This is a genomic window from Ferrimonas balearica, from assembly GCF_019802085.1.
GTDB classification, from domain to species: Bacteria; Pseudomonadota; Gammaproteobacteria; order Enterobacterales; family Shewanellaceae; genus Ferrimonas; species Ferrimonas balearica_B.
On the sequence record NZ_JAHVHV010000007.1, the window covers coordinates 22,915 to 45,337 of the forward strand.

Genomic DNA, 22,423 nt, shown 5'->3' on the forward strand with positions numbered 1-22,423 from the left:
GAGAAGATGAACCAGGCTGTAATTGTCGATTGCATCCGTACCCCCATGGGCCGTTCCAAGGGCGGGGTATTCCGTAATGTGCGGGCCGAGACCCTCTCTGCCCACCTGATGAGCCAGTTGCTGGTGCGCAACCCGGCGCTGGACCCCAACGAGCTGGAAGACGTGATCTGGGGCTGTGTTCAGCAGACCCTAGAGCAGGGCTTCAACGTCGCCCGCAATGCCGCCCTGCTGGCAGGGCTGCCCAAGCAGGTTGGCGCCGTTACCATCAACCGCCTGTGCGGCTCCTCCATGCAGGCGCTGCACGACGCCACCCGGGCCATCGCCGTTGGCGACGGTGACGCCTTCATCATCGGCGGGGTGGAGCACATGGGCCATGTGCCGATGAACCACGGGGTGGACTTCCACCCGGGTTTGGCCAAGTCCGTGGCCAAGGCCGCCGGCATGATGGGCCTGACCGCGGAGATGCTGGGCAAGATGCACGGTATCACCCGCGAGCAGCAGGACACCTTCGGTGCCCGCTCCCATCAGCGCGCCCACGCCGCCACCCTGGAGGGACGCTTTGACCGCGAGATTGTCGCCATCGAAGGCCACGACGCTGACGGCAGCTTGATCCAGGTGCGCCACGATGAGGTGATCCGCCCGGAAACCACCGCCGAGAGTCTGGCGGGCCTGCGCCCGGTATTCGATCCGATCAATGGCACCGTGACCGCCGGCACCTCCTCCGCCCTGTCCGACGGCGCGGCGGCCATGTTGGTGATGAGCGAGGCCAAGGCCAAGGCACTGGGGCTGCCCATCCGCGCCCGCATCAAGTCCATGGCCATCGCCGGCTGCGATCCCTCCATCATGGGCTATGGCCCGGTGCCCGCCACCCAGAAAGCACTCAAGCGCGCCGGACTGACCATTCGGGACATTGACCTGGTGGAGCTGAACGAGGCCTTTGCCGCCCAGTCCCTGCCCTGCGTCAAGGATCTGGGCCTGATGGATCAGGTGGACGACAAGGTGAACCTCAACGGCGGCGCCATCGCCCTGGGGCACCCCCTGGGCTGCTCCGGGGCCCGGATCTCCACCACCCTGCTGAACCTGATGGAGCACAAGGACGCCACCCTGGGGCTGGCCACCATGTGCATCGGCCTGGGTCAGGGGATCGCCACGGTATTCGAGCGAGTCTGACCGCTCTGAACCTTGCAAAAAAGGGCAGCACACGCTGCCCTTTTTGATACCCGGATCACTCTGCTAAGCTCGAAAAATGAGCAACGGTTGATCCCCCGTTACGGCGGCGTATCATAGCCGCTTCCTGAGTTTGTCACCGGTACACCCCATGTCTGATCTCTTCGTTTCCGCCCAACACACCCTGGATGCCATCGGGCTGCGCTGCCCCGAGCCGGTGATGATGGTGCGCAAGACCGTGCGCAAGATGGCCGAGGGCGAGACCCTGCTGGTGACCGCCGATGATCCCTCCACCACCCGGGACATCCCCAGCTTCTGTCGCTTTATGGACCACACCCTGGTGGCCAGCGACACCGAACAGGCCCCCTTCCGCTACCTGATCCGCAAAGGCGCCTGACACACTTTTTAAACGTTTTCCGCAGGGGGCGCATGGCGCCCCCTCTTCGTTTCCCTGGTGAAATTGGTACTATGGAATCCGCCACATCTCCATAACAACAACACCACAGGGATCGTCATGTTTACCAAATCCCCCGTTACCGCCGCGCTGCTCAGCGCCGGCCTCTGCTTCAGTGCGCCCCTCTGGGCCGCGGACGACAACACCGACAAAGCCCCCGCCTGGGACGTTAACGCCCCCCTGGACGCGCCCCTGGAGACCATCCAGATCAACGTCAGCCAGGGCACCTGGATGAACCTGGACATCAGCCCCGACGGCAAGACCCTGGTGTTCGACCTGCTGGGTGATCTCTACACCCTGCCCATCGAGGGCGGGGAAGCCACGCCGCTGGTCAATGGCATCGCCTGGCACATGCAGCCCCGCTTCAGCCCCGATGGCAGCCGCATCGCCTTCACCTCGGATCAGGACGGCGGCGACAACATCTGGACGGTTAAGCCCGACGGCTCCGACCTGCAGCCGGTCACCAAGGAAACCTTCCGCCTGCTCAACAGCCCGGCCTGGAGCCCCGATGGTCAGTACCTGGTGGGTCGCAAACACTTCACCGCCCAGCGCAGCCTGGGGGCCGGGGAGGTGTGGCTCTACCACGTTGCCGGGGGCGAAGGGATCAAGCTGACCGAGCGCCCCAATGACCAGAAGGATCTCGGTGAGCCGGCCTTCTCCCCGGACGGCCGCTACATCTACTTCTCCCAGGACGCCACCCCCGGCAAGACCTTCCACTACTCCAAGGATTCGGTGAAGGGGATCTACAAGATCAAGCGCTACGACCGCGAAACCGGCGAGATCGAGGTGCTGCTGGAGGGCAGCGGTGGCGCCATCCGCCCCACCCCCAGCCCGGATGGCCGCTACCTGGCCTACATCGCCCGTGACGGCTTCCAGAGCGCCCTCTACCTGTACGACCTGACCTCCGGAGAGCAGCGCAAGGTCTACGACCAGCTGGACCGTGATATGCAGGAGACCTGGGCCATTCATGGGGTGTACCCCACCATGGCCTGGACCCCGGACAACGACGCCATCCTGTTCTGGGCCGGCGGGGAGATCCGCAAGCTCACCCTGGACAGTGGTGAAGTTGCCACCATCCCCTTCCAGGTCAACGTCGAGAAGCAGGTGCAGCCGGCGGTGCGTTTCCAGCAGGATCTGGATCAGGACAAGGTGGACCTGAAGATGCTGCGCCAGGTGCAGATCAGCCCCAAGGGGGACCAGGTGCTGTTCGAGGCCCTGGGCAAGATCTGGCTGCGCAGCCTGCCGGACGGCAAACCCCAGCGCCTCACCAAACAGGACGATACCTTCGAGCTTTTCCCCACCTGGTCCCGAGATGGCCGCAAGGTGGCCTACGTCACCTGGACCGACAAGGAGCAGGGCAAGGTGGTGGTCCGCGACCTGCGCCGCAAACGCGACACCGTAGTCACCCTGGAGCCCGGCAAGTACGTGGAGCCGGCGTTCTCGCCGGACGGCGAGGCCCTGGTGTTCCGCAAAGCCCGCGGCTACTACATCACCCCCCGCAGCTGGAACCGCGAGCCGGGGATCTACTGGGTTGACCTGACCGAGAAGAAGGCCGAGCCCCAGCGCATCAGCAAGCGCGGTCACACCCCCCATTTCGGCGGGCGCAGCGACCGGGTTTACTTCTCTACCCTGCAGGAGGGCAAACCGGCCCTGGCCAGCGTCGGTACCCATGGCTTCGAGGAGCGGGTGCACTTCACCTCGGATCACGCCAGCGAGTGGCACGTCTCCCCGGACGGTCAGCACCTGGCCTTTGCCGAGCGCTTCAAGGTGTTCGTCACCCCGCTGGCCCAGCACGGTGAAACCCTGCACATCGGGCCCAATGGCGGCAGCCTGCCGGTCAAGCAGCTGTCCCAGCGTGCCGGCGAAAACATCAGCTGGCGCCTGGATGGTCAGGAGCTCTACTGGAGCCTGGGCCCCAGCCTCTACCAGGTGGCCCTGGAAGGGGTAATGAACCCGGGCAGCGAACTGGAGGTCAGCCCCAGCATCACCGAGATCGGCTTCCAGGCCGATGCCGATGTTCCACGTGGAACCATCGCCTTTGTCGGCGGCCGGGTGATCACCATGGAGGGCGACAAGGTGCTGGAAGACGCCGTGGTGGTGGTTAGCGACAACAAGATCACCGCCGTCGGCCCTCGTGACGAGGTGTCTTTGCCCAAGGGAGTCCAAGTGATCGACATCCAGGGCAAGACCCTGATGCCCGGCATCTTCGATGCCCACGCCCACGGCGCCCAGGGACAGGATGAGATCATCCCGCAGCAGAACTGGATCAACTACGCCGGCCTGGCACTGGGGGTGACCAGCATCCACGACCCCTCCAACGACACCACCGAGGTGTTCGCCGCCAGCGAGATGCAGAAAGCCGGGGTGATCGCCGGTCCGCGGATCTTCTCCACCGGCACCATCCTCTACGGCGCCAACAGCCCGGGCTACACCGCCCACATCGACAGCCTGGAAGACGCCAAGTTCCACCTGGAGCGCCTCAAGGCGGTGGGCGCGTTCAGCGTCAAGAGCTACAACCAGCCGCGTCGCAACCAGCGCCAGCAGGTGATCAACGCCGCCCGCGAACTGGAGATGATGGTGGTGCCGGAAGGGGGATCCCTGCTGCAGCACAACCTCAGCATGATCGCCGACGGCCACACCGGCATCGAGCACGCGCTGCCCGCCGCCAAGCTGTACGCCGATGTGCAGCAGTTCTGGTCCCAGACCGAGGTGGGCTACACCCCGACCCTGGTGGTGGCCTACGGTGGGATCTGGGGCGAGAACTATTGGTACGACAAGACCGAGGTGTGGAACCACCCTCGCCTGTCCGCCTACGTGCCCAACGACATCCTGCGCAGCCGGTCCATGCGTCGCCCCACTGCCCCGGAGGAGCACTACAACCACTTCAACGTGGCCCGGGAAGCCCAGGTGGTGGGTGAGCTCGGCGTTCGCAGCAACATTGGTGCCCACGGTCAGCGGGAGGGCCTGGGTGCCCATTGGGAGATCTGGATGTTCGCCCAGGGTGGCATGAGCAATCTCGAAGCGCTCAAGACCGCCACCCTCAACCCGGCCATCCACTTCGGCATGGATCACCAGCTGGGCAGCGTCACCCCCGGCAAGCTGGCGGATCTCATCGTCATCGACGGCAACCCGCTGGAGGACATTCGCCAGAGCGACCGGGTGCGCTACACCATGGTGAACGGCCGGCTCTACGACGCCGCCAGCATGGATCGCATCGACGGCAAAGGCGAAGCGCGCCAGGCGTTCTTCTTCGAAAAAGTGAAGCTGTAAGCGCGTCGCGCGAAGGAAAAAGGGGGAGCCGACGGCTCCCCCTTTTTTTAGCTTTCCTGGCAGGCCCGATATTGTGGGCAGCTGACCAGATGATCGTTCACCATGCCCACCGCCTGCATAAAGGCGTAACAGATGGTGGAGCCAACGAAGTTGAAGCCGGCCTTTTTCAGCGCCTTGCTCATGGCATCGGACTGGGGTGAAGTGGCGGGCAACTCCCGGGTCTCCCGCCACTGGTTGACGATGGGCCGGTGATCGACAAAGCCCCATAGGAAGTCGGCAAAGTCGATCCCCTGCGCTTCCAGCGCCAGATAGGCCCTGGCGTTGCGGATGATGGAGTTGACCTTGAGCCGGTTGCGGACAATGCCGGGGTCTTGCAGCAAGCTCTCCACCTTGGCCTCGTCGTACTGGGCAATTTTCACCGGATCAAACCCGTCAAAGGCAGCGCGGTAGCTTTCCGTCTTGCGCAGAATGATGAGCCAGGAGAGGCCCGCCTGCTGACCGTCCAGGCACAGCTTCTCAAAGAGTTCGAGTTTGTCCCGCACCGGGCGGCCCCACTGCTGGTCGTGATAGGCCACGTACTGGGGATCCTCACCACACCAGGTGCAACGTCCTTCACTCATCGCTTTTCCTTATTGCTCAACGGCTCTGGGCGTAAAATTTAACCTACATTCGCCCAGGGGCACAGGGTATAATCACCCCCATTTACGTAAATCTCTTACCGCATTCAGGTCAGATCCCATGCAGAAGTACGATACCAAGACCTTTCAGGGCATGATCCTTGCCCTGCAGGACTATTGGGCCCAGCAAGGCTGCGCCGTTGTCCAGCCGTTGGACATGGAGGTGGGGGCCGGCACCTCCCACCCCCTCACCTGCCTGCGCGCACTGGGCCCGGAGCCCTTTGCCGCGGCCTACGTGCAGCCCTCCCGCCGTCCCACCGATGGCCGCTACGGCGAAAACCCCAACCGTCTGCAGCACTACTACCAGTTCCAGGTGATGCTCAAGCCGAGCCCGGACAACATCCAGGAACTCTACCTCGGTTCCCTGCGCGCCATGGGCGTCGACACCGAAGTGCACGACATCCGCTTCGTCGAAGACAACTGGGAAAACCCCACCCTGGGTGCTTGGGGTCTGGGCTGGGAAGTCTGGCTGGACGGCATGGAGGTGACCCAGTTCACCTACTTCCAGCAGGTCGGTGGCCTCGAGTGCAAGCCGGTGACCGGTGAGATCACTTACGGCATCGAGCGCCTGGCGATGTACATCCAGGGCGTCGACAACGTCTACGACCTGGTGTGGTGTGACGGCCCCTTCGGCACCATCACCTACGGTGACGTATTCCTGCAAAACGAGATTGAGCAGTCCACCTACAACTTCGAGCACGCCGACGTGGACTTCCTGTTCAGCTACTTCGACCAGTGTGAGAAGGAGTGTCAGCACCTGCTGGCGCTGGACACCCCGCTGCCGCTGCCGGCCTACGAGAGGATCCTGGACGCCGGCCACGCGTTCAACCTGCTGGACGCCCGTAAGGCGATCTCGGTTACCGAGCGCCAACGCTACATCCTGCGGATCCGTACCCTGACCAAGGCGGTCGCCGAGGCGTACTACGCCTCCCGCGAAGCCCTGGGCTTCCCCATGTGCAAACCGGCGAAATGAGGCAGTAATGGAACAACAGACTTTCCTGGTAGAGATCGGCACCGAAGAGCTGCCGCCGAAGGCACTGCGCACCCTGGCGGAGTCCTTTGCCGCCAACCTGACCGACGGCCTGGCCAAGGCCGAACTGCCCTACGGTACCCTGACCTGGTTTGCCTCTCCCCGTCGCCTGGCCATCAAGGTCAGCGCACTGGCCGCCCAGCAGGCGGACAAAGTGGTGGAGAAGCGTGGTCCTGCGGTCAAAGCGGCCTTTGATGCCGACGGCAACCCCACCAAGGCTGCCGAGGGCTGGGCCCGCTCCAACGGCATCACCGTAGCCGAGGCGGACCGCCTGGCCACCGACAAGGGCGAATGGTTGCTGCACAAGGCCGAAGTGAAGGGCCAGGAGGCAACGGTCCTGCTGCCCCAACTGGTCGCCGATGCCCTGTCCAAGCTGCCCATCCCCAAACCGATGCGCTGGGGAGCCTACGACACCCAGTTCATCCGACCGGTGCAGACCGTCACCCTGCTGATGGGCGATCAGCTGATCCCCGCCACCATTCTGGGCAAGGCCAGCGGCAACACCCTGCTGGGCCATCGCTTTATGGGTCAGCAATCCCTGACCATCGCCCACGCCGACCAGTACCCCGCCCTGCTGGAGCAGGAGGGCAAGGTGCTGGCCGATTACGAGGCCCGTAAGGCTAAGATCCTCGCCGACATCCAGGCCGCCGCCGCCGAGATCGGTGGCCAAGCCGATCTAGATGACGAGCTGGTGGAGGAGGTGACCTCCCTGGTGGAGTGGCCGGTGGTGCTCACCGCGTCGTTCGAAGAGAAGTTCCTGGCGGTGCCCGCCGAGGCCCTGGTCTACACCATGAAGGGTGACCAGAAATACTTCCCGGTGTACGACGCCGACGGTCAGCTGCTGCCCAAGTTCATCTTCGTCTCCAACATCGAGTCCAAGGACCCGGCGGTGGTGATCACCGGCAACGAGAAGGTGGTGCGCCCCCGCCTGGCCGATGCCGAGTTCTTCTTCGAGACCGACAAGAAGCAGACTCTCGAGTCCCTGCTGCCGCGCCTGGACAGCGTGCTATTCCAGAAGCAGCTGGGCACCCTTAAGGACAAGACCGACCGGATCCAGGCCCTGGCGGAGCACATCGCCGGACTGATCGGCGCCGACCAGGGCCATGCTGCCCGTGCCGGCCTGCTGTCCAAGTGCGACCTGATGACCAACATGGTGTTCGAGTTCACCGACACCCAGGGGATCATGGGGATGCACTACGCCCGCCACAACGGCGAGCCCGAAGCCGTGGCCCTGGCGCTGAACGAGCAGTACCAGCCACGCTACGCCGGTGATGCGCTGCCCTCCTCCGGCGTCGCCCAGGCCCTGGCCATTGCCGACAAGATGGATTCCCTGGTGGGGATCTTCGGCATCGGCCAGGCCCCCAAGGCGGACAAGGACCCCTTCGCTCTGCGCCGTGCCGCCATCGGTGTGCTGCGCATCGCCGTGGAGAAGTCCCTGCCCCTGGATCTGTTCGATCTGGCGGCCTTCAGCTACAGCCTGTTCGCCGAACAGGAGAAGCTGGACGCCGACGGCAAGAAAGGCGCCGAGGTGTGCAACCAGGTGGTGGACTTCATGCTGGGCCGTTTCCGCGCCTGGTACCAGGAGGAGGGCTTCCCGGTGGACGTCATCCAAGCGGTGCTGACGGTGCGCCCCACCCGCCCGGTGGACTTCGATCGCCGCATCAAGGCGGTGCAGCACTTCCGCTCCTTGGATGCGGCCGAGGCCCTGGCCGCGGCCAACAAGCGGGTGGGCAACATTCTGGCCAAGGTGGAGGGCGACATCCCCGCCGAGGTGAACCCCGCCCTGCTGCAAGAGGACGCGGAGCGCGCCCTGGCCGAAGTGGTGTCCAAGGTGACGGCCCAGGTACAGCCGATGTTCAACAGCGGCGACTACCAGGATGCCCTGCTGGCCCTGGCGCAGCTGCGCGAACCGGTGGACGTGTTCTTCGAAGCGGTAATGGTCAATGCCGAAGACCCGGCCCTGCGGGCCAATCGTCAGGCCCTGCTCAAGCAGCTGCGCCACCTCTTTATGCAGGTGGGCGACATCTCTTTGCTGCAGCAGTAATTGCCGAACCATCGAAAAGAGGCCACCGCAAGGTGGCCTCTTTTGTTTGGCCAATGAAACACAGTGTTCTGTACTTATCTGTTGTTTCCGCCCAATGTCCCGTTAGAATGCCGAAAACCGGTGCGCGTGCTCATTCTGTTAGGTCAGATGTACCGGTTGAATAGCCTCCCTATTCCCCGTTCGTCTGCCCTGATTTCACCGTGGTTTTTGTTGAAATAGGGTAACTCCATGCATATCGAAGCGGATCTGAAGCTGGGCTTCAAAGACGTCCTGTTCCGTCCCAAACGTTCCACCCTCTCCTCCCGGTCCCAGGTGGACATCCGGCGCACTTTCCAGTTCAAACACGCCGAAGGCGATTGGACCGGTGTTCCGGTGATCGCCGCCAACATGGACACCGTCGGCACCTTCGCCATGGCCGAAGCCCTGGCTCAACATCTGATGCTCACCGCCGTCCACAAGCACTACAGTCCTCAGCAGTGGCAGCAATGGCTGTCCACCCAGCCCCAGAGCATCTACGACCACGTGATGGTGTCCACCGGCACCTCCCAGGCCGATTTTGAGAAGCTCAACGCCATCCTCGACGCCAACCCCCAGCTGCACTTTATCTGCATCGATGTAGCCAACGGTTACCAGCAGAGCTTCGTGGACTTTGTCCGCAAGGTGCGCCAGGCCCACCCCAAACGGGTGATCGTGGCCGGCAACGTGGTGACCGGGGAGATGGTTGAGGAACTCATCATCAGCGGAGCGGACATCGTCAAGGTGGGGATCGGCCCCGGTTCCGTCTGCACCACCCGGGTCAAAACCGGCGTGGGCTACCCTCAGCTGTCCGCGGTCATCGAGTGTGCCGACGCGGCCCACGGCCTGGGGGGTCAGATCATCTCCGACGGCGGCTGCACCTGCCCCGGCGACGTCGCCAAGGCCTTTGGTGGCGGCGCGGATTTTGTGATGATCGGCGGCATGTTCGCCGGCCACGAAGAGTCTGGTGGGGAGCGCGTCGAGCGGGACGGCAAAGCCATGATGCAGTTTTACGGCATGAGTTCCGACACCGCGATGAACAAGCACGCCGGGGGCGTGGCCAACTACCGAGCCTCCGAGGGCAAAACCGTCCTGGTGCCCTTCCGGGGGCCGGTGGAGTACACCTGCCAGGACATCCTGGGGGGCGTGCGCTCCACCTGCACCTACGTGGGTGCCGCCAAGCTCAAGGAGCTGACCAAGCGCACCACCTTCATTCGCGTTCAAGAGCAGGAGAACCGGGTCTTCGGCTAAACTGGACGCTCCATAAAATGAGGGGGAAGGCATCGGCCTTCCCCTTTTTCGTGGCCTAACGCAGGTAAGGTTCCACGTGGAACCTTTGTAAGGACGTCAAGCGTCGGCCTGTTCGCGATGTTCCACGTGAAACATAGAATGGCTTTACAAAGCTTTACGGCGTCTTTACTGAATCGACTGGCTGTGGGCGCTAGCATCAATGGGCACATTCACTCGCGACAACGGATTGCGCCTTTGAAAACTCAATACTACCCAACCCTGCTATTGGCCCTGGTGCTGCTCGGCGCTTGCGGCGGCAGCGATTCAACCTCAAGCCTTCCTGAAGGGGATCCGGCCCCCGAGCCGACCCCACCCTCCTCCCGCTGGACCCTGCCGGACGCGTTACTGTCCTACGCGGATCAACCCCTGCCCCGCCACTTCGAGGTCAACGATTTTGCCGAGGGCTTCCAGTTCCAAAACTCCGCCATCGATAACGACAATACCCCCGATACCAACCCCATTACGGACGCAGGGGCCACTCTGGGCCGGGTGTTGTTCTACGACCCCTGGTTAAGCGAGAACCGCAGCATAAGCTGCGCCAACTGCCACCAGCAGGCCGTCGCCTTTTCGGACCCGAGAACCCTGAGCCTGGGAGTGGATGGCGGGGAGACCCGGCGCCACGCCATGGGCTTGGGTAATGCCCGCTTCTACCAAAGCGGAAAGTTCTTCTGGGACGAGCGCGCCGAGACCCTGGAGCAGCAGGTGTTGATGCCCATCGAGGATCCCGTGGAGATGGGGATGACCTTGGACGACTTGGTCGAGCGTCTTCAGAGCGACCCCTTCTACCCGCCGCTGTTTGCCGACGCCTTTGGCGATGAGGCCATCACCGCGGAGCGGATCGGTCGTGCCCTGGCGCAGTTTGTTCGCAGCCTGGTCAGCTTCAATGCCCGCTATGACCTGGGCCGAGCCCAGGTGACAAGCCCACTGGATCCCTTCCCCAATTTCTCCGACCAGGAGAATCAGGGTAAGGCGCTGTTTATGCGGGCCGCCAGCTGCGGCGCCTGCCACATCAGCGAGGCCTTTGTGGGCCCCACCCCGCTGCGAGAGGCGCCAAACATCATCAGCAACGCCACCAACAATGGCCTGGACGCGGTCTCCAGCGACGACCTGGGCCTGGCCGAGACCACGGGCAACCCCCTTCACGAAGGCCGCTTCAAGGCGCCCTCCTTGCGCAATATCGAGGTGACCGCGCCCTACATGCACGATGGTCGCTTCGCCACCCTGGAGTCGGTGGTCATTTTCTACAACGAGGGGATCCAGCCCCACGCCAATCTGGCGGCGGTGCTGCAGGAGGCCTCCGGTGCCCCCCGACGCTTCGGCTTCAGCGACCAGGAGGTGCAGGCCCTGGTCGCCTTCCTGCGCACCCTGACCGATCCCCAGTTCCTTACCGACCCCCGTTTCGCCGATCCCTTTATCGCCCCGTGATCTGCCAAAGACAAAAAAACGCCGCTCCTGGGAGCGGCGTTTTTGTTGGCTTGGCCCGGAGGTTTACACGTCCAAATTGGCCACCAGAAGGGCGTTCTTCTCGATGAAGTCGCGGCGGGGTTCCACCTGGTCGCCCATCAGGGTGGTGAACAGCTGGTCGGCGCCGATGGCGTCTTCGATGGTCACCTGCAGCATGCGGCGGGTCTCCGGATCCATGGTGGTTTCCCACAGCTGATCCGGGTTCATCTCGCCCAGTCCCTTATAACGCTGAATGTAGAGGCCACGCTTGGACTCGTTCATCAGCCACTCCAGGGCCTGCTCGAAGGTGTCCACCGGGCGGGTACGCTCACCCCGGCGCACGTAGGCGCCCTCTTCGATGAGATCGCCGATGGCTTCACCCAGGGCTTTGATGCGGCCGTAGTCGCTGGAGTGCAGGAAGTCGTAGGTCAGGACGTACTCGCTCTCCACGCCGTGCTGACGCAGGACCAGCTTGGGCTGCCAGAGCCCACGCTCTTCATCCTCTTCCAGCTCGAAGCGGTAGGTGGCACCATCCAGGTCCAGCTCATTGAGGCTGGCCACCAGGCCTTCGCTCCACTGGGTGATCTGGGCCTTGTCCTTGAGCTCACCTTCACCGATGGCCGGCACGTAGATCAGCTGGTTGATCAGGCTGGTCGGGTAGCGACGGCTCTGACGCTCCACCACGTCCTGTACGGCGCGGAACTGGTGCACCAGCTTCTCCAGCGGCTCACCGCCGATCCCCGGGGCGTCGGCGTTGACGTACAGCGCCGAGTTGTCCAGGGCCAGGGTGGTCAGGTACTCGGTCAGGACCAGGTCATCCTTGATGTAGCGCTCCTGCTTGCCCTTCTTCACCTTGTACAGCGGCGGCTGAGCGATGTAGACGTAACCCCGCTCAATCAGCTCCGGCATCTGACGGTAGAAGAAGGTCAGCAGCAGAGTCCGGATGTGGGAGCCGTCCACATCCGCATCGGTCATGATGATGATGTTGTGGTAGCGGGTCTTGTCCGGATCGTATTCGTCGCGGCCAATGCCACAGCCCATGGCGGTGATCAGGGTGGCCACCTCCTGGGAGGAGAGCATCTTGTCGAAGCGGGCCTTCTCCACGTTGAGGATCTTACCCTTCAGCGGCAGGATCGCCTGGAACTTCCGGTTACGGCCCTGTTTGGCCGAACCGCCGGCGGAGTCACCCTCCACAATGTAGAGTTCAGACAACGCCGGGTCTTTTTCCTGGCAATCCGCCAGCTTGCCGGGCAGGCCAGCGAGATCCAGGGCGCCTTTGCGTCGGGTCATCTCCCGCGCCTTGCGCGCCGCTTCCCGGGCCCGGGCCGCGTCGATGATCTTGTTGACCACGATCTTGGCGTCGCCGGGGTTCTCCAGCAAAAACTCCTGCAGCTTCTCACCCATTGCCTGTTCGACGGCGGTCTTCACTTCGGAGGAGACCAGCTTGTCCTTGGTCTGGGAGGAGAACTTGGGATCCGGCACCTTCACGGAAACCACCGCGGTCAGACCTTCCCGGGCGTCATCGCCGGACGCGCTGGTCTTGGCCTTCTTGCTGTAGCCCTCCTTGTCCATGTAGCTGTTCAAGGTACGGGTCAGCGCCGCACGGAAACCGGCCAGGTGAGTCCCGCCGTCCCGCTGCGGGATGTTGTTGGTGAAGCAGTAGATGTTCTCCTGGAAGCCGTCGTTCCATTGCATGGAGACTTCCACACCGATGCCATCTTCCCGCTCGGTGGTGAAGTGGAACACCTGCTGGTTGACCGGGGTCTTGTTCTGATTCAGGAACTCAACAAAGGCGTGGATCCCGCCCTCGTAACAGAAGTGGTCTTCCTTGCCGTCCCGCTCGTCCACCAGACGGATGGAGACGCCGGAGTTCAGGAAGGAGAGCTCCCGCAGGCGCTTGGCCAGGATGTCGTAGTGGAAGGTGGTGTCGGAGAAGATCTGAGAGCTCGGCCAGAAACGGATCATGGTGCCGGTCTTCTCGGAATCCCCCACCACTTTCAGCGGGGCCGCGGGATCACCCAGGTGGTAGGTCTGCTCGTGGATGTGCCCCTGACGACGCACGGTCAGATCCAGTTTGTCGGACAGGGCGTTCACCACGGACACCCCCACCCCATGCAGACCGCCGGAAACCTTGTAGGAGTTGTCGTCAAACTTACCGCCGGCGTGCAGCACGGTCATGATCACCTGTGCCGCAGACACCCCCTCTTCGGGGTGCATGTCGACCGGGATCCCCCGGCCGTCGTCTTTCACGGAAACAGACCCATCGGCGTGGATGGTCACCACGATGTCGTTGCAGTAACCCGCCAGGGCTTCATCGATGGAGTTATCCACGACCTCAAACACCATGTGGTGCAGACCGGTACCGTCGTCGGTATCACCGATGTACATGCCAGGGCGCTTACGCACCGCGTCCAGGCCTTTGAGTACCTTAATACTCGAGGAATCGTAGCTATTTTCTGCCATACGCCTGTCTCGTTGATTAATTCTGTTCGGTTACCCGACCCTGTTCCACGTGGAACCGCTTGTTCCATTGCACCATCACCAACTGCGAAGGCTCAATGGCGGTCACGAACACCTGCTCGCCAGTGCACTTCAACTGGTCGAGCAACAGCGCTCGGTGGCTCTCATCCAGCTCGGAAGCCAGATCGTCCACCAGGTAGACGCAACCCCGCCCCGCCTCCTTCTCCTCCAGGATCCGGCCCTGGGCGATCTTGAGCGCACACACCAGCAGCTTCAGCTGCCCCCGGGACAAGCCGTCCTGCACCGGGAGGTTACCCACCCGAAGGCGCAGATCCGCTTTATGGGGGCCGGACACCGTGTAGCCCAGCTGTTTGTCGCGCTCGAGCTGGCCGTGGATCACTTCGGACAAGGGGGTTTTGGCGTCCCATCCCTGGCTGAAATTGACCCGGATCGGCAGGTCGGGCAAAAACTGACTTATTATACCCGTCAACGTCGCATTTAACGAGCTTACCCAGCGTTTCCTTATCGCCGTCAGCGCTTCACCGTATTCGCTTAACTGCTTGTCCCAAATGGCGAACTGGGCATTGGGCGCCTGCTGGCGCAGCAACTGGTTGCGCTGCTTGAGCAAACGGCGGTAACGGGACCAGATCCCGATGAACTGAGGGTCGCTGTGAAAGGCCCCCCAGTCGATGAATTCGCGGCGGGCCTGGGGGCCCTCGAGCAACAGAGCGAAGCTCTCGGGGCTGATCAATTGCAGGGGCAGGCAGGCGGCCAGGTCCGCGAGCCGCTCCGGCCGCTCACCGTTGATCCGCACCTCGCTCTCCCCCTCGCGACCGCGACGCAGCCCCAGCTTCTCTCCTGCCTGGGTGCGGGCGAAGAGCACCATGTCCGGCGACTCATGTCGAATGGCCCGGGGCGCCAGGTGGGTACGAAAGGATCGACCGACGCTGAGAAACCAGATCGCCTCCAGCACCGAGGTTTTCCCGCTGCCGTTATCGCCGTAGATAAGGTTCAGGCCACCGGCTGGTTGCAGCGTGGCGGCCTGAACGTTGCGCAGATTCTGGATCTGCAGACGGTCGATGCCCATCAGAGGCGCATCGGCATCACCACGTAGAGTGACTCGTCGTTGTCGCCGTTCTCAAACAGCGCACTGCTGTTGGGTTCCCCCAGGATGATCTTGACCTGCTCCTGCCTGAGTGCGTTGAGCACATCCAGCACATAGGATACGTTGAAGCCGATCTCCAGCGACGGGTAGGGGTAAGCCACGTCCAGCACCTCTTCCGCCTCCTCCTGCTCGGGGTTGTTGGCGGTGATGGTCAGCCGGCCGTCCTCTAGGTGCAAGCGCACCCCGCGGAACTTCTCGTTGGAGAGGATGGAGGCCCGGGCAAAGGCCTGACGCAGGGTATCCCGCTCCGCCAGTACCACCTTGTCACCGTCTTTGGGCAGGACGCGGCGGTAATCGGGGAAGCGACCATCCACCAGCTTGGAGGTGAAAATGGCGTCCCGGGTCACCGCGCGGATGCTGGAGTCACCGATGCACAGGGTGATCTCCTCCTGCTCATCCTCGAACAGGCGGCTGAGCTCCACCACCCCTTTGCGGGGCACGATCACCTGCTTCTCCGGCAGAGAGGCTTCGATCACCCGGTAACTGACCGCCAGGCGGTGCCCGTCGGTGGCCACGGTGCGCAGCACGTTTCCTTCGGTCTCAAACAGCATGCCGTTGAGGTAGTAGCGGACGTCCTGATGGGCCATGGAAAACTGGGTGGCTTCGATAAGCGACTTCAGCACGCCCTGGGGCAGGGTGAACTGAAGATCCCCTTTCCAGTCGCCGATCTCGGGGAACTCGTCCGCCGGCAGGGTGGAGAGGGAGAAGCGACTGCGCCCGGACTTGATCAGCAGGCGGTTGTCCTGCTGTTCGATGCGCAGCTCGGACTGGTCTGGCAGGCTTTTGCAGATGTCGAGAAACTTGCGGGCGGGCACCGTGGTGCGGCCGGGACGCACTTCCCCTTCCACTTCCACCTGGCCGATCAGTTCCACTTCCAGATCGGTGCCGGTCACTTTAAGTAAGTTACCACTCACTTCCAGTAGGACATTAGCCAGGATAGGCAGGTTGTGACGACGTTCCACGGCCCCGGAGACCAGTTGCAACGGCTTCAGCAGGGTTTCCCTGTTGATGATAAATAGCATGCGTACTCACCCGTCAGGAGGATAAGGTTCGGATCAGGTTCGCGTAGTCTTCCTTGATGTCATGACTCTCCTCCCGCAGCTGCTCGATTTTGCGACAGGCATGAAGCACCGTAGTGTGGTCGCGGCCCCCAAAAGCATCCCCGATCTCGGGAAGACTGTGGTTGGTCAGCTCCTTGGCCAGGGCCATGGCCACCTGACGGGGACGGGCGACGGAACGCGAACGACGTTTTGACAACAAGTCGGCGACTTTAATCTTGTAGTATTCCGCCACCGTTTTCTGAATATTGTCAATCGTAACAAGCTTTTCCTGCAAAGCCAGCAGGTCACGAAGGGCCTCGCGGACAAAATCGATGGTGATGGGGCGGCCGGTGAAGTTGGCGTTGGCAATCACCCGGTTCAGTGCCCCTTCGAGCTCGCGGACGTTGGAGCGCAGCCGCTTGGCGATAAAGAAAGCCACCTCGTCCGGCAGGTGAATGCTGCTCTCCTCGGCCTTGCGCATCAGGATCGCCACCCGGGTTTCCAACTCCGGCGGCTCGATGGCCACGGTCAAACCCCAGCCGAATCGCGACTTGAGCCGGTCCTCTACCCCATCGATCTCCTTGGGATAACGATCCGAGGTCAGGATGATCTGATGATTGCCCTCCAACAGCGCGTTGAAGGTGTGGAAGAACTCCTCCTGGGAGCGATCCTTGTTGGCAAAGAACTGGATGTCATCAATCAGCAGGGCATCAACACTGCGGTAGTAGCGTTTGAACTCGGCGATGGCGTTGTTCTGCAGCGCCTTGACCATGTCCTGGACAAAGCGCTCGGAGTGCATGTACACCACCTTGGCGTTTGGCTTCTTGTTGATGATGCCGTTGCCCACCGCATGCAGCAGGTGGGTTTTACCCAGGCCGGTGCCGCCATAGAGGAACAGCGGGTTGTACGCCCCGCCGGGGTTGTCCGCTACCTGGCTGGCCGCGGCCCGGGCCAGCTGGTTGGACTTACCCTCGACAAAGTTATCGAACTGGTAGTTGGGATTGATGTTGCTGCGTGTCCCCTGGCTTGGGCTGGCCGGGGCTTCGGTGCGCACCGGGGCCGCCGGGGCCGCCGCCGTCACCGGGCGCTGGGTGCCGATGTCCACCTTGGGACGCACCTCGGGCTTGCTGCCGATGTCGAACTGCAAAGAGGGGGCCTGGTCGCCCAGGGTTTCGGACAGAAATGCGGTGATGGAGTTGAGGTACTTGTCCCGTACCCAATCGAGTACGAACCGGTTCGGCGCGTAGAGTACCAAGGTGTTACCCATGAGCTCCGCCTGCAAAGGGCGAATCCACATGCTGAATTGCTGTGCCGGCAACTCCTCCCGGAGTCGATCCACACACTGCTGCCATACCGGTAAGCTCACCGCGATTGTCCCAGATTTATCAGTCCCAAAGAGGGTCAATTTTACTCCCCTTGGGGCGGGATCGCTATAGCCAATAGAGAGGTTATCCCCAGAAAGGATCTTTGATCGTCGATTTGCGATCCGATCGGGCGATCCTCCGCCGGGGCGGCGCAAATCCGCGATATAAAAGGGCTGGAAAGGGATCGCCGAGATCCCTATAATTGGGCCAGCGCCGATCCGATCTGGATCGGCCTGTCTATATCTAGGGGCTGATGCACAATGTTATCCACAATAACTGGTGCTCTCGCCCCTTATTTTGGACGCCGTCAACTTTTTCATTGACGCAGTGGGTCGACTTTTATTAGAATTCGGCCTCTTTTTTGACCCGCCAAGCGCTTTAGCTCTGGCGTCGAAAGTTAATCTGTACAGTTAACTGAACGGTAAAAGCCATGAAACGTACTTTTCAACCGAGCGTACTGAAGCGCAAGCGTAACCACGGTTTCCGTGCCCGTATGGCCACTAAAAACGGTCGTCAGGTTCTGGCCCGTCGCCGCGCCAAAGGCCGTGCTCGCCTGTCCGCGTAATTCCGATCTTCGGAGCGCCGCAATGGTGCAATACGCTTTCAGCCGGGAGCAACGTCTGTTGACTCCCGGCGATTTCAAACCCGTCTTTGCTAACCCCGTCCGGGCAGCCTCCCCTCAACTGACGTTACTGGCCACGCCAACTGGGCACTCTCACCCGCGCATTGGACTGACCATCGCCAAGAAACACGTCAAAAAAGCGTGTCAGCGCAACCGCATCAAGCGCGTTGTCAGAGACAGTTTCCGTCTGCACCAGCATGAACTCCCCGCCGTCGACATTGTTGTGATCGGCAAAAAGGGGCTGGATGAGCTGGACAATGCCGCCCTGCACAAGCTGGTCGAAAAGTTATGGCGCAAGCTCTCTCGCCGCTGCAACGCGTCCTGATTGCGCTGGTCAAGGGCTATCGCAAGCTGATCAGTCCCTTGCTCGGCCCCAACTGCCGCTTTCATCCGACCTGCTCAAGCTATGCCATCGAGGCGATTTCTCGTCACGGAGTGGCATATGGGTGTTGGTTAGCAATCGTCCGCATACTAAAATGTCACCCTTTGCATCCGGGCGGCCCAGACCCGGTACCACCCGCCAAACGAGGCAGAGATCAATAACCTATGGATTCTCAACGTAATTTAATCCTTATCGGCCTGTTGTTTGTCAGCTTCCTGCTGTGGCAACAGTGGACGCTGGACCAAGCGCCGCAAGCCGAGACGCCGGCCACTCCGACCGCGACCGCCTCCGGAAGCGTCAGCGATGTGCCCCAATCCGCGACCAACACCCAGGCCCCGGCGGCGTCCGAGATCTCTGATCGCCTGATCCAGGTCCAGACCGACACCCTGACCCTGACCATCGACGCCACCGGCGGCGACGTCATCTTCGCAGCCCTGCCCGAGCACAAGCTGGAGCAAGGCGGTGAAGAGGCGCTGACCATCCTGGAGAACGAGCCCGGTTTCGCCTACGTGGCCCAGAGCGGTCTGATTGGCGCCCAGGGCCCCCACGCCAGCGGCGAACGCCCGGTGTACCAGGTCCAAGCAACCCAGTACGAGATGGCCCAGGGTCAAGACCAACTGGTGGTGCCCCTGACCTACACCAATGATCAGGGCGTGGTGTTTGAAAAGCGCTTCACCTTTACCCGCGGCGAATACGACGTGCGCGTCGACTACCTGATCCGCAACGGCAGCGATGACGCCATCCAGGTTCAGATGTACAGTCAGCTGAAGCAGACCATCGGCCAGAGCGAAGGCAGCATGATGATGCCGACTTACCGTGGGGGCGCCTACAGCACCGCTGACGCCCGTTACGAGAAGTATGCCTTCGACAAGATGCAGAAGAGCAACCTGAACCAGACCACCCAGGGTGGCTGGATCGCCATGCTGCAGCACTACTTTGTCTCCGCCTGGGTGCCGGAAGCCAACGCGCAGAACGAGATCTACTCCCGCGTGGTGGGCAATGACGCCATCATCGGTGTGAAGCAGGCCAATCATCAGATCGCCGCCGGTACCGAGCAGACCCTGGGGGCCACCCTCTACGTGGGTCCCAAGAACCAGGAAGCCCTGTCCGCCCTCTCCCCCACCCTGAACCTGGTGGTGGATTACGGCTGGCTGTGGTTCATTGCCCAGCCGCTGCACAGCCTGCTGATGTTCCTCCAGGGCCTGGTGGTCAACTGGGGTGTGGCCATCATCCTGATGACGCTGATCATCCGTGGTTTCATGTACCCGCTGACCAAGGCGCAGTACACCTCCATGGCCAAGATGCGCAAGCTGCAGCCCAAGCTGGCGGATCTGAAAGAGCGCTTCGGTGACGATCGCCAGCGCATGAGCCAGGCGATGATGGAGCTGTACCAGAAGGAGAAGGTGAACCCCATGGGCGGCTGCCTGCCGCTGCTGCTGCAGTTCCCCATCTTCATCGCCTTCTACTGGGTGCTGCTGGAGAGTGTGGAACTGCGTCACGCGCCCTTCTTCGGCTGGATCACCGACCTCTCCGTGAAGGATCCCTTCTACGTGCTGCCCCTGCTGATGGGCGCCTCCATGTTCATCATGCAGAAGATGCAGCCGACCATGGCCACCATGGACCCGATGCAGCAGAAGATCATGCAGTACATGCCGGTGATGTTCACCATCTTCTTCCTCTGGTTCCCGTCCGGTCTGGTGCTCTACTGGCTGGTGGGTAACCTGGTGTCCATCGCCCAGCAGGTGATCATCTACCGGTCGCTGGAAAAACAGGGACTGAAATAATCCCAGAAGGCGGCGCTTGCGCCGCCTTCTTTTTTATTACACTTGGCTCAATCACTTCGAATTCGTTTCTATGACTGATCATCAGGACACCATCGTGGCCCAGGCCACCGCGCCCGGCCAGGGCGGGGTGGGGATCGTGCGGGTCTCCGGCCCTCTGGCGGCCTCTGTGGCGCAGCAGGTGCTGGGCAAGGTGCCCAAACCCCGCTACGCCGAGTACCTGCCCTTCAAGGACCTGGGCGGCGCCACCCTGGATCAGGGCATCGCCTTGATGTTCAAAGGCCCCAACTCCTTCACTGGCGAGGATGTGCTGGAGCTTCAGGGCCACGGCGGTCCGGTGGTGATCGACATGCTGATCCGCCGCATCCTCACCATCGAGGGACTGCGCACCGCCCGGCCCGGAGAGTTCTCCGAGCGCGCCTTTTTGAACGACAAGCTGGACCTGACCCAGGCCGAAGCCATCGCCGATCTTATCGAAGCCAGCTCCGAGCAGGCGGTGCGCAGCGCCATGCATTCGCTGCAGGGCGAGTTCTCCGGCCAGATCCATCAACTGGTGGAGCAGCTGACTCACCTGAGGATCTACGTCGAAGCGGCCATCGACTTTCCCGACGAAGAGGTGGATTTCCTCTCCGACGGCCGCATTGCCGGGGATCTCAACGCCATCATGCGCCAGCTGGATGAGGTGCGCCGCAGCGCCCGCCAGGGGGCCCTGATGCGCGAGGGGATGAAGGTGGTGATCGCCGGTCGGCCCAACGCCGGTAAGTCCAGCCTGCTGAATGCCCTGGCCGGGCGGGAGTCCGCCATCGTCACCGACATCGCCGGCACCACCCGGGATGTGCTGCGTGAGCACATCCACATCGACGGCATGCCCCTGCACATCATCGACACCGCCGGCCTGCGGGACGCCTCCGACGAAGTGGAGCGGATCGGCATCGAGCGGGCCTGGAGCGAAATTGAGCAGGCCGATCGGGTGCTGTTGATGGTGGACGGCACCGAGACCGACGCCACCGACGCCGAAACCATCTGGCCGGAGCTGATCCACCGTCTGCCCAAGGAGATGGGCCTGACTCTGATCCGCAACAAGGCGGACCTGACAGGTGAGCCGTTGGAGCATGGCCAGAGCGATGGCCACCCGCTGTTCCGTCTCAGTGCCCGCACCGGCGAAGGGGTCGATGCCCTCAAGCAGCACCTCAAAGCCTGCATGGGTTACCAGGGCACCACCGAAGGCGGCTTTATGGCCCGACAGCGCCATCTGGAGGCGCTCACGCTGGCCGCCCGTCACCTGGACCAGGGCAAGGAGCAACTCGAAGTGTTTCAGGCCGGAGAGCTGCTGGCAGAGGAGCTGAGACTGGCCCAGCAGTCCCTTTCCGAGATCACCGGAGAGTTCAGTTCCGATGATCTGCTCGGGGCCATCTTCTCCTCCTTCTGCATCGGCAAGTAACCGCCTCAGCCCGCCCCCTTCGGCGGGCTGTCGCTTTTCCTGGCTTTTCCCCCGCCCCCTTCGGACAATGTGCCCATCCGGCTCCCTCGGAGCCCCACCCGGATGAGGACCACCCCATGACCCAGATCGCCTTGATCATCGGTACCACCATGGGCGGCGCAGAAGCGGTCGCCGATGAGCTGCAGGAGCGGCTCGAGCAAGCCGGCCACCAGTGCCACCCCACCCTGACCCCCGAGCTCACCACACTTCGCCAATTCGACCACTGGCTGGTGGTGACCTCCACCCATGGCGCCGGCGATCTGCCCGACAACCTGGTGCCCTTCCAGGCCGAATTGACCCAGCAAAAACCGGATCTCGGCACCACTCGGTTGGCCCTGTGTGGGATCGGTGACTCCAGTTACGACACCTTTTGTGGCGCGCTTGATCATCTGGAGCCACTGATGCGATCCCTGGGTGCGATCCCCCTTGTGGACAGGATCGAAATCGACGTTCAGTCACCTGAAATCCCAGAAGATCAAGCACTAAGGTGGATTGAAAGCTATCTGGAGCGGCTTTGATCGCACCTATGGGATCCGATCCTTCCACAGGTTAAGGCGAGTCATTCACAGATCAAGGATCTAACCACAGGGATCTGTGCATAAGGTTGGATCCATCTGTGATCTAACTGGGACTTACTCCCACTCCTAGGAAGTCCGGATCCACCCCTGTGCATAAGATCGCGATCTATCCTCACCTTTTGATCCCATATGATCGCCCGTTGATCACAGCAAACGATCCG

18 protein-coding genes are annotated in these 22,423 nt (G+C 62.2%); 13 read left to right on the top strand and 5 right to left on the bottom strand.

What is annotated here, in order from left to right:
• Positions 1–6: 6 nt before the first annotated feature.
• The 3 genes from fadA (at position 7) to KUV81_RS19085 (ending at position 4,891) form a co-directional block, all read left to right on the top strand.
• Positions 7–1,170 carry an acetyl-CoA C-acyltransferase FadA gene (fadA, locus tag KUV81_RS19075; RefSeq protein WP_222545496.1) on the top strand — a complete coding sequence of 388 codons (1,164 nt, stop codon included), beginning with the start codon at positions 7–9 and terminating at the stop codon, positions 1,168–1,170.
• 148 nt (positions 1,171–1,318) lie between these two features.
• A complete protein-coding gene (gene tusA, locus KUV81_RS19080) occupies positions 1,319–1,564 on the top strand; it encodes a sulfurtransferase TusA (protein ID WP_222545497.1) in 246 nt (81 codons plus the stop codon).
• A gap of 117 nt (positions 1,565–1,681) precedes the next feature.
• Entirely contained in the window at positions 1,682–4,891 is a 3,210-nt protein-coding gene (locus KUV81_RS19085; RefSeq protein WP_222545498.1) for an amidohydrolase family protein, read from the top strand.
• 47 nt (positions 4,892–4,938) lie between these two features.
• Here KUV81_RS19085 and KUV81_RS19090 read toward each other — a convergent pair whose 3' ends face one another.
• The gene (locus tag KUV81_RS19090; protein WP_222545499.1) at positions 4,939–5,511 is read right to left on the bottom strand and encodes a DNA-3-methyladenine glycosylase I; all 573 of its coding nucleotides are present in this window, start codon (positions 5,509–5,511) and stop codon (positions 4,939–4,941) included.
• Between the two features lie 118 nt (positions 5,512–5,629).
• Between KUV81_RS19090 and glyQ the strand changes: the two genes are divergently transcribed.
• The 4 genes from glyQ to KUV81_RS19110 all read left to right on the top strand — a co-directional run bounded on the left by glyQ (position 5,630) and on the right by KUV81_RS19110 (position 11,372).
• Entirely contained in the window at positions 5,630–6,541 is a 912-nt protein-coding gene (gene glyQ, locus KUV81_RS19095) for a glycine--tRNA ligase subunit alpha (RefSeq protein WP_222545500.1), read from the top strand.
• 7 nt (positions 6,542–6,548) lie between these two features.
• On the top strand, positions 6,549–8,642 hold the full coding sequence (glyS, locus tag KUV81_RS19100) for a glycine--tRNA ligase subunit beta (RefSeq protein ID WP_222545501.1): 2,094 nt from the start codon (positions 6,549–6,551) through the stop codon (positions 8,640–8,642).
• Positions 8,643–8,870: 228 nt separating this feature from the next.
• Positions 8,871–9,908, top strand: coding sequence for a GMP reductase (locus tag KUV81_RS19105; RefSeq protein ID WP_222545502.1), 1,038 nt, complete (start codon positions 8,871–8,873; stop codon positions 9,906–9,908).
• Positions 9,909–10,142: 234 nt separating this feature from the next.
• Positions 10,143–11,372 carry a cytochrome-c peroxidase gene (locus KUV81_RS19110; protein WP_261389516.1) on the top strand — a complete coding sequence of 410 codons (1,230 nt, stop codon included), beginning with the start codon at positions 10,143–10,145 and terminating at the stop codon, positions 11,370–11,372.
• 63 nt (positions 11,373–11,435) lie between these two features.
• Here KUV81_RS19110 and gyrB read toward each other — a convergent pair whose 3' ends face one another.
• From gyrB to dnaA, 4 genes are read right to left on the bottom strand one after another with little or no spacing between them, the layout of a single operon-like run.
• Entirely contained in the window at positions 11,436–13,853 is a 2,418-nt protein-coding gene (gyrB, locus tag KUV81_RS19115) for a DNA topoisomerase (ATP-hydrolyzing) subunit B (RefSeq protein WP_222545504.1), read from the bottom strand.
• A gap of 16 nt (positions 13,854–13,869) precedes the next feature.
• Complete coding sequence (gene recF, locus KUV81_RS19120) at positions 13,870–14,937, bottom strand: DNA replication/repair protein RecF (RefSeq protein WP_222545505.1); 1,068 nt, start codon at positions 14,935–14,937, stop codon at positions 13,870–13,872.
• Positions 14,937–16,037: a DNA polymerase III subunit beta gene (gene dnaN / locus KUV81_RS19125; RefSeq protein ID WP_222545506.1), complete on the bottom strand. Its 1,101-nt coding sequence runs from the start codon at positions 16,035–16,037 to the stop codon at positions 14,937–14,939. Before dnaN ends, recF begins: the two co-directional genes overlap by 1 nt.
• 13 nt (positions 16,038–16,050) lie before the next feature.
• Positions 16,051–17,421 (bottom strand): chromosomal replication initiator protein DnaA, encoded by a 1,371-nt coding sequence (dnaA, locus tag KUV81_RS19130; RefSeq protein ID WP_409995578.1) that lies wholly within the window; start codon positions 17,419–17,421, stop codon positions 16,051–16,053.
• Between the two features lie 428 nt (positions 17,422–17,849).
• Here dnaA and rpmH point away from each other — a divergent pair, with 428 nt between their 5' ends.
• The 6 genes from rpmH (at position 17,850) to mioC (ending at position 22,202) form a co-directional block, all read left to right on the top strand.
• Positions 17,850–17,984, top strand: coding sequence for a 50S ribosomal protein L34 (gene rpmH / locus KUV81_RS19135; protein WP_013347301.1), 135 nt, complete (start codon positions 17,850–17,852; stop codon positions 17,982–17,984).
• A 22-nt stretch (positions 17,985–18,006) separates the two neighbouring features.
• The gene (gene rnpA / locus KUV81_RS19140) at positions 18,007–18,366 is read left to right on the top strand and encodes a ribonuclease P protein component (protein WP_222545507.1); all 360 of its coding nucleotides are present in this window, start codon (positions 18,007–18,009) and stop codon (positions 18,364–18,366) included.
• Complete coding sequence (gene yidD, locus KUV81_RS19145) at positions 18,330–18,584, top strand: membrane protein insertion efficiency factor YidD (RefSeq protein WP_222545508.1); 255 nt, start codon at positions 18,330–18,332, stop codon at positions 18,582–18,584. Before rnpA ends, yidD begins: the two co-directional genes overlap by 37 nt.
• 3 nt (positions 18,585–18,587) lie before the next feature.
• A complete protein-coding gene (gene yidC / locus KUV81_RS19150; RefSeq protein ID WP_222545509.1) occupies positions 18,588–20,207 on the top strand; it encodes a membrane protein insertase YidC in 1,620 nt (539 codons plus the stop codon).
• Between the two features lie 70 nt (positions 20,208–20,277).
• A complete protein-coding gene (mnmE, locus tag KUV81_RS19155; RefSeq protein WP_222545510.1) occupies positions 20,278–21,645 on the top strand; it encodes a tRNA uridine-5-carboxymethylaminomethyl(34) synthesis GTPase MnmE in 1,368 nt (455 codons plus the stop codon).
• Between the two features lie 116 nt (positions 21,646–21,761).
• Positions 21,762–22,202, top strand: coding sequence for an FMN-binding protein MioC (gene mioC, locus KUV81_RS19160; protein ID WP_222545511.1), 441 nt, complete (start codon positions 21,762–21,764; stop codon positions 22,200–22,202).
• Positions 22,203–22,423 lie beyond the last annotated feature (221 nt).

Coding starts and splice junctions, on each gene's coding strand:
- fadA (WP_222545496.1), top strand. CDS start 7: ATGAACCAGGCTGTAATTGTCGATTGCATCCGTACCCCCATGGGCCGT.
- tusA (WP_222545497.1), top strand. CDS start 1,319: ATGTCTGATCTCTTCGTTTCCGCCCAACACACCCTGGATGCCATCGGG.
- KUV81_RS19085 (WP_222545498.1), top strand. CDS start 1,682: ATGTTTACCAAATCCCCCGTTACCGCCGCGCTGCTCAGCGCCGGCCTC.
- KUV81_RS19090 (WP_222545499.1), bottom strand. CDS start 5,511: ATGAGTGAAGGACGTTGCACCTGGTGTGGTGAGGATCCCCAGTACGTG.
- glyQ (WP_222545500.1), top strand. CDS start 5,630: ATGCAGAAGTACGATACCAAGACCTTTCAGGGCATGATCCTTGCCCTG.
- glyS (WP_222545501.1), top strand. CDS start 6,549: ATGGAACAACAGACTTTCCTGGTAGAGATCGGCACCGAAGAGCTGCCG.
- KUV81_RS19105 (WP_222545502.1), top strand. CDS start 8,871: ATGCATATCGAAGCGGATCTGAAGCTGGGCTTCAAAGACGTCCTGTTC.
- gyrB (WP_222545504.1), bottom strand. CDS start 13,853: ATGGCAGAAAATAGCTACGATTCCTCGAGTATTAAGGTACTCAAAGGC.
- recF (WP_222545505.1), bottom strand. CDS start 14,937: ATGGGCATCGACCGTCTGCAGATCCAGAATCTGCGCAACGTTCAGGCC.
- dnaN (WP_222545506.1), bottom strand. CDS start 16,037: ATGCTATTTATCATCAACAGGGAAACCCTGCTGAAGCCGTTGCAACTG.
- rpmH (WP_013347301.1), top strand. CDS start 17,850: ATGAAACGTACTTTTCAACCGAGCGTACTGAAGCGCAAGCGTAACCAC.
- rnpA (WP_222545507.1), top strand. CDS start 18,007: ATGGTGCAATACGCTTTCAGCCGGGAGCAACGTCTGTTGACTCCCGGC.
- yidD (WP_222545508.1), top strand. CDS start 18,330: ATGGCGCAAGCTCTCTCGCCGCTGCAACGCGTCCTGATTGCGCTGGTC.
- yidC (WP_222545509.1), top strand. CDS start 18,588: ATGGATTCTCAACGTAATTTAATCCTTATCGGCCTGTTGTTTGTCAGC.
- mnmE (WP_222545510.1), top strand. CDS start 20,278: ATGACTGATCATCAGGACACCATCGTGGCCCAGGCCACCGCGCCCGGC.
- mioC (WP_222545511.1), top strand. CDS start 21,762: ATGACCCAGATCGCCTTGATCATCGGTACCACCATGGGCGGCGCAGAA.